Genomic DNA, 11,706 nt, shown 5'->3' with positions numbered 1-11,706 from the left:
GGCAATTCTTGATCACCCAGGACCGATCCCATCAAGCCCGGCCGACCTCACCGGACAGGTCAGCGGCCGGTGAACGTCGCCGTAGATCTCTCGGAGAAGGCGCGCATGCCGATCCCGGCGTCGTCGGTGGCGAACAGGCCGGAGAACTGCAGGCGCTCGATCTCCAGACCGGTGTCGAGATCGGTCTCCAGACCGCGGTCCACGGCCTGCTTGGCGGCGCGCAACGCCAGGGCCGGGCCTCCCACGAACCGGGCGGCGTAGGCGAGCGCCTCGGTGTACACGTCGTCGTCGGGGACGACCCGGTCGACCAGGCCGATGCCCAGCGCCTCGGCCGCGGACACGTGGCGCCCGGTGAAGATGAGGTCCTTCGCCCTGGCCGGACCGACCAGCCGGGGCAGCCGCTGGGTGCCTCCGGCGCCGGGGATGATGCCGAGCAGGATCTCGGGCTGGCCCAGCTTGGCCGACTCCCCGGCGATCCTGACGTCCGCGCACAGGGCGAGCTCGCAGCCGCCGCCGAGCGCGTAGCCGGTCACGGCCGCGACGACGGGCTTGCCGATCCTCGCGACGGCGGTGAAACAGTCCTGCAGGACCCGCGAGTGGACCGCCATGTCGGCGTACGACATGGCGGCCATCTCCTTGATGTCGGCGCCGGCCGCGAAGACCTTCCCCCCGTAGACGACCACGGCGTACACGTCGTCGGCGGCGTCCACCTGCCGGGCGCACTCGGCGATCTCCAGCTGGACCTGCCGGTTGAGCGCGTTCATCTTCGGCCGGTCGAGCCTGATCGTCGCGACCCCGTCGGCCGTCTCAACCCGCACGAACTCACCCATGGACGTCCTTCCGCCTGCCGGGATCCCCTGCGGTCCCCGTACCGCGATCCACCATAGGGCGCGTCTCAGTTGACGGGCATGGCCAGGTCCCTGCTCTCCCCCGCGCTCCTGGGCGGGCTCTCCGCCGCCCGCCTCGGCGGTCCGGCGACCGTCCTGCGGTAGATCGCCTCGTACGCGCGGGCCATCGCCTCCACGCCGAAGAAGCGCTCCACCCGGACGCGGCAGGCACGCGGGTCGAGCACGTCCGCCGCCTCGATCGCGGCGGGAAGCTCGGCGGGGTCGTTCCTGATGAATCCCGTGATCCCGTCCACGACCACCTCGGGCACGGCCCCCCTGCTGAGGGCGACCACGGGGGTGCCGCAGGCCATCGCCTCGATCATGACCATGCCGAACGGCTCCTCCCAGACGATCGGGAAGAGCAGGCACCTCGCCGCCGCGAGCAGCTCGTGTTTGCGCGTGGTGCCGGCCTCGCCGACGTACTCGGCGTCGGGGCCGAGCCTGGGCCTGACGTACTCGTCGAAGTAGTCGCGTTCGACCTTCTCGGTGAGCTTGCCGGCGAGCACGATGCGCCGCCCCGCCGCGCGGGCGGCGTCGATCGCGAGGTGGGCGCCCTTGTCCGCGTTGAACCGGCCCAGCCACAGCACCCAGTCCTCCTTGCGCTCCCTGAACGGGAAGACCGTGGCGTCGACCGCGTTGTGGACCACTCCCGCCCAGTTCAGATCGGGGGCGATGCGCCGCTGGGCCTCGGAGACGGCGACCATCGACACGGTGGCGCCGAGCGCCCGGTAGTACTCGCCGTACTCGCCCTCCATCTCCCCGTGACAGGTGATCATCGTCGGGGCGCCGCGCGCCGGCGCGCTCAGCGGCCCGGCGAGGGAGTGGTCGTGGACCACGTCCACGACCAGCCCGGAGGTCATCGCGTACGCCCTCGCCGCGTGCAGGATCTCCGGCAGCGGCTCGCCGATCCGCTCGGAGGGCGCCCGCCCGTAGGTGCTCAGGAAGCGCGCACGGGTCCCGGCCCTGCCCGCGCCGATCAGCGTGATGTCGTGCCCGCGCCGGGTCAGCCCGGCGACGAGGCCGGCCACCATCGACTCGATGCCCCCGTAGCCCCGGGGCGGCACGTCGTACCAGGGCGGCGCGACCATCAGGACGCGCAGGCCCTCGGACCATCCGGGAACGATTCTCGAAGAAACCACGGTCACCTCACCTGAAGAGACATGGAAGTTGAAACCGGGAGGAGGCTGGAGAAGCGATCAGCAGACCCGCCCCGCGGTGGCGGTGAGCGGGCCGCACGGCTCGTCGATCAGGGTGACCCCCTTCGGCAGCCCCGCCATGGTGGCGCCGTCGGGGCCGACCTCGATCGTGACCCTGGTGCCCGCGAGCGGAAGTCCCTGGATTCGCAGGCCCTCCAGCCCCACGGGATCCAGCCACACCCGTCTGTAGGGGATCCACGGCTCGAAGCGCAGCAGGCTCCTGACCAGCTGGATGGGGCTCGCCGCGGCCCACGCCTGCGGGGAGCAGGAGGTGGGGAAGGGCACCGGCCAGCCGAACTCGGCCCGGTCGAATCCGCAGAACAGCTCGGGCAGCCGCCAGCCGAAGACCTCGGCCGCGTCCAGCAGGCTGAGGGCGATGCGCTGGGCCTCGACCGTGAAGCCGTAGCGCATCAGCCCCGCCGCGATCAGAGCGTTGTCGTGTGGCCAGACCGAGCCGTTGTGGTAGCTCATCGGGTTGTAGGCGCCCATGGTGGTGGCGAGGGTCCGCACCCCGTACCCGGTGAACATCTCCGGCGAGAGCAGCCTCTCGGCGACATGGGGTGCCCGGCCCTCGTCGACGATGCCGGTCCACAGGCAGTGGCCCATGTTGGAGGCGAGACTGTCGATGGCGCGCCCGGCGCCGTCGAGGCCGATGGCGTAGTAGCCCCGGTCCGGCAGCCAGAAGCGCTCGTTGAAGGCGTCCCTGATGCGTTCCGCGCGTGCCCTCCACTGTTCCTCCAGGGTGCCGTCGCCCGCCGCGTGGGCGCAGTGGGCACGGGCGACGTAGGCGGCGTAGACGTAGCCCTGGACCTCGGCCAGCGCTATGGGCGGGTGCGCCGGGGTGCCGTCGGCGAAGTTGACGCCGTCGAAGGAGTCCTTCCACCCCTGGTTGATCAGCCCGTGGTCGGTCTTGCGCCGGTAGGACAGGAACGGGTCACAGGACCTGCGGATCCAGTCCAGGGCCGCGTCGACGTTCGGGGTGAGCTCCTCGACGGCCTCCTCGTACACGCCCCACCGGCGCAGCTCGCCCATGACCATCACGAACAGCGGGGTCGAGTCCACCGAGCCGTAGTAGGCGCGGCCCGCGTGCGGCGAGGCGCCGGTCCGCGTGCCGAAACGGAGCTCGTGCAGGATCTTGCCGGGCTCCTCCTCGGTCAGCGGGTCGTCGACGGTGCCCTGCAGCCTGGCCAGGCGCCTCAGGGTGCCCAGTGCCAGGCAGGGGTCCATCGGAAGGGCCATCCACGAGGTGAGCAGCGAGTCGCGGCCGAACAGGGTCATGAACCACGGCGCGCCCGCGGCGATCGTCGGCGGCTCGTCGGGCATGCCGGCGTCGAAGAGCCGCAGCGCGCCGAGATCCGCCTTGGAGCGCTCCAGAACCTGGGCGAGGATGCGGTCGGAGGTGACGACGATCGGGCTGGCGCGCTCCCAGTCGGCGCGGCGCCTGGCGGGCTCCGCGTGCTCCAGCGGGCGGTGGGTGGAGAACCACGCGGGCGACTCCTCGCCCTCCAGGATTGGGTTGACCTGCAGGCTCGCGGTCCACTCACCCCGCGCGGGTACGACGACGCGGAAGATGAGCATGCCCGGCACGGCGAACGGCTGCGGCTCGGCCACCACCCTCGTGCCACGGGAGCGGGAGGCGGAGACGATCAGCAGTCCCGTCCTGTCGGCCGTCATCTCCACGTCGGTCACGTGCCGGATCCGGCCGGCCTTCACCTCGAACAGGTCCGCCACGTCGGAGGCGACGTGGATGTCGACCACGCATCCCGCGGGCTCGGCGGACAGGTTGCGCAGGGTGAGGTCCTCGCGCAGGCCGCCCCCGACGTAGCGGTCCCTGATCACGAGCAGGCTGCTCTCGACCCGCTCGGGGCGCGGGGCCGCCCTGCAGAGGAACGTCGCGTGGTACGGCTCGGCGGGCAGGACCCTGAGCGCCTCCACGGGCACCTCGTCCACCCTCAGCTCCCAGCGCGACAACAGCCGGGTGTCGGCGTGGTAGACCCCCTGCGCCCCGCCGGGAAGGATGTCGCCGTTACGGGCGCACACGCAGAAGGAGCCGCCCTCGACCAGCGTGACCGTGGTGTCACCCAGTGCGCCCGGCTGGCCCTTCAACGTCCATGCGTCCACTGCTCTCCCCCGAGTGCGCTAGATGTCGGCTATCTACCCATCCCCAGCACAAACAAGAAAGAACTCCACAAAAGGCGCATATAGCCGTATTTTGCACTTTAAGAGGAGTTTTGCCCGAATCATCGTAACGGTGGCACCGAGAGCCGACGGCCGGCCCTGCCGCACCTCTTCCGGCCCTCTCCGGCCCCCTCCGCGCGGCTCCCCGCCGCGGTTCCCTCCGCGTGGCCCGCGGCACCGACCTCCGCGGGCCACGCGCCGCCGGGCCGCCGTACGATCAGACGCGCTCCGGGGTCACGGCGCCGGGAACCTCTGCTGGGCGCCAGGTCGAGTGGCCAAACCATACCCACCTCACCACGCGCGGCGGCCGAACGAGAGCACTTCTCGGCCATCCGTGTCGGGTACGACCGTTCAAGCGTGATTCACCCCGGATTCATGCGCGACTCATACGCCACCGTTCACCGGACCGAAACGTTCGGCGGCTCGCGCACTCGCCGGGCCAGGCCGTTCTGCGGGCCGAACGCTCACCGGACAGAACGCTCACCGCCGGACCGTTCAGCGGCCGGAGCACTCAACGGACGGAACGCTCAACGGGCCGGAACGCGAAAGACCTCCGTGGTCCTCCCCGAGAACGGGGAGGACCACGGAGGTCCCGTCACCCGGCGTGCGCCGGGTGATCACGCGGTCAGCGCAGGGTGCCGTTGGTCATGCCGACGGGCTCCTCCGGCACCGCGACCAGGCCGAGCTCCGAGTTCGAGGCCACCAGCGGGTGGTCGGGAACGACCCGGACGGTGTAGCCGAAGGGTCCGGTGCGGTCGAGGGGGACGGTCCCGGCGAAGACGGCCCTGCCGTCGTCGCCCTCGGTCTCGACGGCGAGGTCCGCATAGCAGGGGTCCGCGAGGTCGTCGTGGTCTCCGACCCTGCCGTAGGCCGCCTGGACCCGGATGTCCCCCGGCTCCAGCTCGCCGAGCGCGATGGTGGCCTTCAACTCCAGGGAGGTACCGAGCTCCGGGGTGCCGTCGCCCAGGCCGGTGGCCTCCACGTGCTCGACCCGCACGCCCGGCCAGGCCCTGCCGACCTTGAGCTTCCACGCCGCGAAGCCCTTCGCCTGCTCGTACCCCTCGCCGGAGAGGGCGCGGGCGGACTTGGCGGCCGGGGCGTAGAGGTCGACCACGTAGTCGCGGAGCATCCGTCCCGCGAGCACCTTGGGGCCGAGCGAGGCCAGGGTGTGCCGCACCATCTCCAGCCAGCGCCGGGGCAGCCCGTCGGCCCGGTCGTAGAACCGGTCGGCGACCTCGTGCTCGATCAGGTCGTACAGCGCGGCGGCCTCGAGCTCGTCGCGGCGGTCGGGGTCGGCGACGCCGTCGGCGGTGGGGATCGCCCAGCCGTTGGTGCCGTCGTACCACTCGTCCCACCAGCCGTCGCGGATGGACAGGTTGAGCCCGCCGTTGAGCGCGGCCTTCATCCCCGAGGTGCCGCACGCCTCCAGCGGACGCAGCGGGTTGTTCATCCACACGTCGCAGCCCTGGACGAGCAGCTGGCCCAGGGCCATGTCGTAGTCGGGCAGGAAGACGATGCGGTGCCGCACGTCCTCGGAGTCGGCGAACTTCACGATCTGCTGGATGAGCTTCTTGCCGCCCTCGTCGGCCGGGTGCGCCTTGCCCGCGATCACGATCTGCACCGGCCTGGCGGGGTCGAGCAGCAGCGCGCGGAGCCGGTCGGGGTCGGACAGCATCAGGGTGAGCCGCTTGTACGAGGGCACCCGGCGGGCGAAGCCGATGGTGAGCACCTCGGGGTCGAGGGCGTCGTCGATCCAGCCGAGCTCGGCCGGCGAGGCGCCCCGGTTGATCCACGACTGGCGGAGCCGCGCGCGGGCCGCGACGACCAGCTTCTCGCGCAGCCGTCCCCTGATGCCCCAGACGTCGCCGTCGGAGACCTTGGCGATGCTCTCCCAGCCCTGGGCCCGTTCGACCAGGGTGGGCAGCTCCTTGCCGGCGAGCTCCATGATCTCCCGGCCGACCCAGGTGGGGGCGTGCACGCCGTTGGTGATGGACCCGATCGGGACCTCTTCGATGTCGAAGCCCGGCCACAGGCTCTTGAACATCTCCCGGCTCACCGCGCCGTGCAGCTCGGAGACGCCGTTGACCCGCTGGGCCAGCCGCATGCCCATCGCGGCCATGTTGAACTTGCCCGGCTCCTCCTCGGCGCCCAGCGCGAGGATGCGGTCGACGGGGACCGTGGGCCACGCGTTGTCGCCGCCGAACTGGCGTCCGATCATCTCGGCGGGGAAGCGGTCGATCCCGGCGGGCACGGGGGTGTGCGTGGTGAAGACGGTCCCGGCCCGCACCGCCTCCAGGGCCTCGTCGAAGGAGAGCCTCGCCTCGGTGAGCTCGCGGATGCGCTCCAGGCCGAGGAAGCCCGCGTGACCCTCGTTGGTGTGGAACACCTCGGGCTCGGCGTGCCCGGTGACCCTGCAGTACGCGCGGATGGCGCGGACGCCGCCGACGCCGAGCAGCAGCTCCTGCAGCAGCCGGTGGTCGCCGCCTCCGCCGTACAGGCGGTCGGTGACGTCACGGGCGGCGTTGTCGTTCTCGGCCACGTCGGAGTCGAGCAGCAGCAGCGGCACCCTGCCGACCTGCAGCACCCAGACCTGGGCGTGCAGCGTGCGCTGCTCGGGAAGGCTGATCTTGATGCGTACCGGGCTGCCGTCCTCCTCCCGCAGGAGGGTGAGCGGCAGGCCGCCGGGGTCGAGGGAGGGGTAGTGCTCCAGCTGCCAGCCCTCGGGCGAGAGCGACTGGGTGAAGTAGCCGTGGCGGTACAGCAGGCCGACGGCGAGGATGGGCACGCCGAGATCGCTGGCGGCCTTGAGGTGGTCTCCGGCGAGGATGCCGAGCCCGCCCGAATACTGCGGCAGGGCGGCGGCGATGCCGTACTCGGGAGAGAAATAGGCGATGGCCTTCGGGGCCTCGGAGATGGTCTGGTACCACCGGGGTGCGGTCATGTACTCGCGGAGATCGTCGGCGGCGTCGGCGAGCCGCCTCAGGAAGCGACGGTCGGCGGCGAGCTCACGGAGCCTGTCGGCCTCGACCGCGCCCAGCAGGGCGACGGGGTCGTACCCGACGCGTCCCCAGATGGCCGGATCGACCTCACCGAACAGATCCAATGTCTCGGGGTGCCACGACCAGCGCAGATTGAGGACGAGCTCGCCGAGGGAGGCCAGCTCCGGCGGCAGGACGGTGCGGACGGTAAACCTACGGATTGCTCTCACGCTGCCAGACCCTAGTTACTCAGCGCCACGAGGGCGACCTCAACACTCACGCGTCTCCCCCTCACCGCTATCAATCCACCCCAAACACATCAAAGAGAGGTGATCGACTGTTAGGACAACTCGCGGAAGAGTAAGAGGTCCCGCACTCTATCCATCGGCAGGCATGAAGATGGACTATTGGGGCACCGGAGATACGAGCCAGAATGTACTGCCCTCGGGAAACCGGCCGTCCCAGCAGGGCGGGGTCTTGGCCTGCCACGAGACCGACCGCCCCGTGATGCTTGCACAAACGAAGATCTTTCCTTGCTGACTTCCTCGGCGGTACCGGGCGTGCCGCCGCTACCTTGAGACGCGATGATCGGACGAATTCCAATTCAGGACATCCACCCCACGGTCGACTGCGGGCGCCGCCCCGCCAAGGCCGCCGCGGGTGAGACCTTCGAGATCTCCGCGACCGTGTTCCGGGAGGGACACGACGCGGTCGCGGCAGGGGTCGTGTTCACCGGCCCCGACGGCGTGCGCGGCCCCCTGTTGCCGATGGGCGAGCTCGCCCCCGGCACCGACCGGTGGGGCGTGGAGGTGACGCTGCCCACCGAGGGTGAGTGGCGTTTCCGGGTGGAGGCGTGGGGCGATCCCCTCGCCACCTGGTTGCACGACGCGGGCATCAAGATCCCTCGGGGTCTGGACGCCGACCTGATGTGCGAGGAGGGCGCCCGGCTCTTCGACCGCGCGGCGAGAGCGGTGCGTGCCGCCGACTGCGAACCCGTGACCGGTCCAGCGACCGGCATGGTGGCGGCCGGCGGGCCGGTGAGCGGCAGGAAACCCGCGGCGAGGACGGCGAGGCGCGCCAAGGAGGCGCAGCAGCATGTCTGCGGGCACCGGGCCGCGCTCCAGGCGGTCGCGGCCAGACTGCGCGACACCGAGATCGACCCGCGCGCCCGGTTCACCGTCGCCCAGCTTCCCGAGACCGCGGCGCTGCTGCGCGCCCACCCGCTACGCGACCTGGTGACGAGGTCGGCTCCGCGCACGGTCCTGGTGCACCGCCGCAGGGCGCTGTTCGGGTCGTGGTACGAGTTCTTCCCGCGCTCCGAGGGCGCGATCATCGAGCAGGGCGTCGCCCCCAAGTCCGGGACCTTCCAGACCGCCGCCAAGCGGCTGCCCGCCGTGGCGAAGATGGGCTTCGACGTCGTCTACCTGCCACCGATCCACCCGATCGGACACAGTTTCCGCAAGGGGCGCAACAACACCCTGACCCCCGAGCCGTACGACCCGGGCTCGCCCTGGGCGATCGGCTCCGAGGAGGGTGGTCACGACGCCATCCACCCCGACCTGGGCACGTTCGAGGACTTCGACGCCTTCGTGGCCAAGACCCGCGAGCTGGGCATGGAGATCGCGATCGACCTCGCCCTGCAGTGCGCGCCCGACCACCCGTGGGTCAAGGAGCACCCGGAGTGGTTCAACATCCGCGCCGACGGCTCGATCGCGTACGCGGAGAACCCGCCGAAGAAATATCAGGACATCTACCCGCTGAACTTCGACAAGGACCCCAAGGGGATCTACGAGGAGATCAGGCGGGTCGTACGGCTCTGGATGGACCACGGGGTGCGGATCTTCCGGGTGGACAACCCGCACACCAAGCCGGTCTCCTTCTGGGAGAAGCTGCTGGCCGACATCCACGCCACCGATCCCGACGTGTTGTTCCTCGCGGAGGCGTTCACCCGCCCCGCGATGATGCGGACGCTGGCCAAGGTCGGCTTCCACCAGTCGTACACGTACTACACGTGGAAGAACTCGCGCCCGGACGTCGAGTCGTACCTGGGCGAGCTCTCCCACGAGACGTCGCACTACATGCGGCCGAACGTGTTCGTTAACACTCCGGACATTCTCCACGAATACCTTCAGCACGGGGGAGTCCCGGCATTTCATATCAGAGCGGTGCTCGCGGCGACGGCGATGCCGACGTGGGGCGTGTACGCCGGATATGAACTTGCGGAGAATGTACCGGTTCGACCGGGTAGCGAAGAATACCTAGATAGCGAGAAATATCAGTACAAACCCCGCAATTGGGTTGAGGCTGAGCGGGAAGGCCGTAGCCTGGCCCCGTTCATCACGCAACTCAATTTGTTCCGAAGAGCACACCCGGCGCTCCAGGAACTGCGTAATCTACGTTTTCACAGCGTCAACCACCCGGATGTGATCTGCTTCTCCAAGCGGTTGCCCGGCGCCTATGACACGGCCACACGACGGCACGGCCTGGGCGACGTTGTCCTCGTCGTCGTGAACCTGGATCCGCACAACACCCACGAGGCGACGGTGTCGCTGGACATGCCCGCCCTCGGTCTCGACTGGCAAGCCGAGTTCGTCGTGGACGACGAACTGTCGGGCGAGTCGTATCGCTGGCGGCAGGACAACTACGTGCGTCTCGATCCCCACATCCACCCAGCGCACGTCTTCACTCTGCGTGCAGCGGCGGCGAACCAGCGGTGAGCCGGCGGGTGCGCGTATACCGGCAGAACAGCGGGGAGTCCACTGGTGAGTCAGCTACCTGAACCGATTCCGAACACCTTCGACGAGGAAAAACCGCGCGACCCGTACTGGTTCAAGCGTGCCGTCTTCTACGAGGTTCTCATCCGGGGTTTCGCCGATTCCAACGGCGACGGCACCGGAGACATCCGCGGTCTCATCCAGAAACTGGACTACCTCCAGTGGCTCGGTGTCGACTGCCTCTGGCTGCTTCCGCTGTACGAGTCGCCGTTGCGTGACGGCGGCTACGACATCGCCGACTTCATGAAGATCCTTCCTGACTTCGGCGACCTCGGAGACTTCGTGAAACTCGTCGACGAGGCACACAAGCGCGGCATGCGGGTCATCGCCGACCTGGTGATGAACCACACCAGCGACCAGCACCCGTGGTTCCAGGCCTCCCGCCACGACCCCGAGGGGCCGTTCGGCGACTTCTACGTCTGGAACGACCACGACGAGCTCTACAAGGACGCCCGGATCATCTTCGTCGACACCGAGACGTCCAACTGGTCCCACGACCCCGTCCGCGGCCAGTACTACTGGCACCGTTTCTTCTCGCACCAGCCGGACCTCAACTACGAGAACCCGGACGTGCAGGACGCGATGCTGGAGGTGCTGCGCTTCTGGCTGGACCTGGGCATCGACGGCTTCCGGATGGACGCGATCCCGTACCTCTTCGAGCAGGACGGCACCAACTGCGAGAACCTGCCCAGGACCCATGAGTACCTCAAGCGGGTCAGGGCGGAGGTCGACCGGCTCTACCCCGACCGGGTGCTGCTCGCCGAGGCCAACCAGTGGCCCGCCGACGTGGTCGAGTACTTCGGCGACGCCGCCACCGGCGGCGACGAGTGCCACATGGCGTTCCACTTCCCGCTGATGCCGCGCATCTTCATGGCGGTGCGGCGGGAGTCGCGCTACCCCATCTCCGAGATCATGGCCCAGACGCCGAAGATCCCCGAGAACTGCCAGTGGGGCATCTTCCTGCGCAACCACGACGAGCTCACGCTCGAGATGGTGACGGACGACGAGCGCGACTACATGTACTCGGAGTACGCCAAGGACCCCCGGATGCGGGCCAACGTCGGCATCCGGCGGCGGCTCGCCCCGCTGCTGGAGAACGATCGCAACCAGATTGAGCTTTTCACGGCGTTGCTGCTCTCCCTTCCGGGATCTCCCGTGCTGTACTACGGCGATGAGATCGGGATGGGGGACAACATCTGGCTGGGCGACCGCGACGGTGTCCGTACCCCCATGCAGTGGAGCCCCGACCGCAACGCGGGATTCTCCGACTGCGACCCCGGACGCCTGTATCTCCCGGTCATCATGGACCCGATCTACGGCTACCAGGCGCTCAACGTCGAGGCGCAGCAGCGCAGCGCGGGCTCGCTGCTGCACTGGACCAAGCGGATGATCGACATCCGCAAGCGGCACCCGGTCTTCGGCCTCGGCGAGTTCACCGAGCTGAACTCGTCCAACCCGAGCGTTCTCGCCTTCGTGCGCGAGCTCGGCGACGACCGGATGCTGTGCGTCAACAACCTGTCCCGATTCCCGCAGCCGGTGGAGCTCGACCTGCGCCGCTTCGAGGGATCGGTCCCGGTGGAGACGATGGGCGGGGTTCCTTTTCCATCGGTTGGGGAGCTTCCGTATCTTTTGACGCTTCCTGGGCATGGGTTCTACTGGTTCACCCTGCCACCCGCATCCCAGGAGGCGTAAA

6 protein-coding genes are annotated in these 11,706 nt (G+C 69.3%); 2 read left to right on the top strand and 4 right to left on the bottom strand.

Annotated features, from left to right (window positions below):
- Nucleotides 1-59: 59 nt before the first annotated feature.
- The 4 genes from ACFY3D_RS13140 to glgP form a co-directional block, all read right to left on the bottom strand.
- On the bottom strand, nt 60-830 hold the full coding sequence (locus ACFY3D_RS13140) for an enoyl-CoA hydratase/isomerase family protein (protein ID WP_389978703.1): 771 nt from the start codon (nt 828-830) through the stop codon (nt 60-62).
- A gap of 65 nt (nt 831-895) precedes the next feature.
- Complete coding sequence (locus ACFY3D_RS13135; protein ID WP_389978700.1) at nt 896-2,026, bottom strand: glycosyltransferase family 4 protein; 1,131 nt, start codon at nt 2,024-2,026, stop codon at nt 896-898.
- Nucleotides 2,027-2,083: 57 nt separating this feature from the next.
- Nucleotides 2,084-4,204 carry a glycogen debranching N-terminal domain-containing protein gene (locus ACFY3D_RS13130; protein WP_389978697.1) on the bottom strand — a complete coding sequence of 707 codons (2,121 nt, stop codon included), beginning with the start codon at nt 4,202-4,204 and terminating at the stop codon, nt 2,084-2,086.
- A 682-nt stretch (nt 4,205-4,886) separates the two neighbouring features.
- The gene (gene glgP, locus ACFY3D_RS13125) at nt 4,887-7,469 is read right to left on the bottom strand and encodes an alpha-glucan family phosphorylase (RefSeq protein WP_362899346.1); all 2,583 of its coding nucleotides are present in this window, start codon (nt 7,467-7,469) and stop codon (nt 4,887-4,889) included.
- A gap of 354 nt (nt 7,470-7,823) precedes the next feature.
- Between glgP and ACFY3D_RS13120 the strand changes: the two genes are divergently transcribed.
- Both ACFY3D_RS13120 and treS read left to right on the top strand, forming a co-directional pair.
- Nucleotides 7,824-9,956: an alpha-1,4-glucan--maltose-1-phosphate maltosyltransferase gene (locus ACFY3D_RS13120; RefSeq protein ID WP_389978693.1), complete on the top strand. Its 2,133-nt coding sequence runs from the start codon at nt 7,824-7,826 to the stop codon at nt 9,954-9,956.
- A 45-nt stretch (nt 9,957-10,001) separates the two neighbouring features.
- Nucleotides 10,002-11,705, top strand: a complete 1,704-nt coding sequence (gene treS / locus ACFY3D_RS13115) for a maltose alpha-D-glucosyltransferase (RefSeq protein WP_362899344.1) — start codon at nt 10,002-10,004, stop codon at nt 11,703-11,705.
- The last annotated feature ends 1 nt before the right edge of the window (nt 11,706 follow it).

The sequence above is a fragment of the Streptosporangium sp. NPDC000509 genome, from assembly GCF_042898365.1.
Taxonomy (GTDB): domain Bacteria; phylum Actinomycetota; class Actinomycetes; order Streptosporangiales; family Streptosporangiaceae; genus Streptosporangium.
This window is presented reverse-complemented; position numbering and strand designations above follow the sequence as displayed.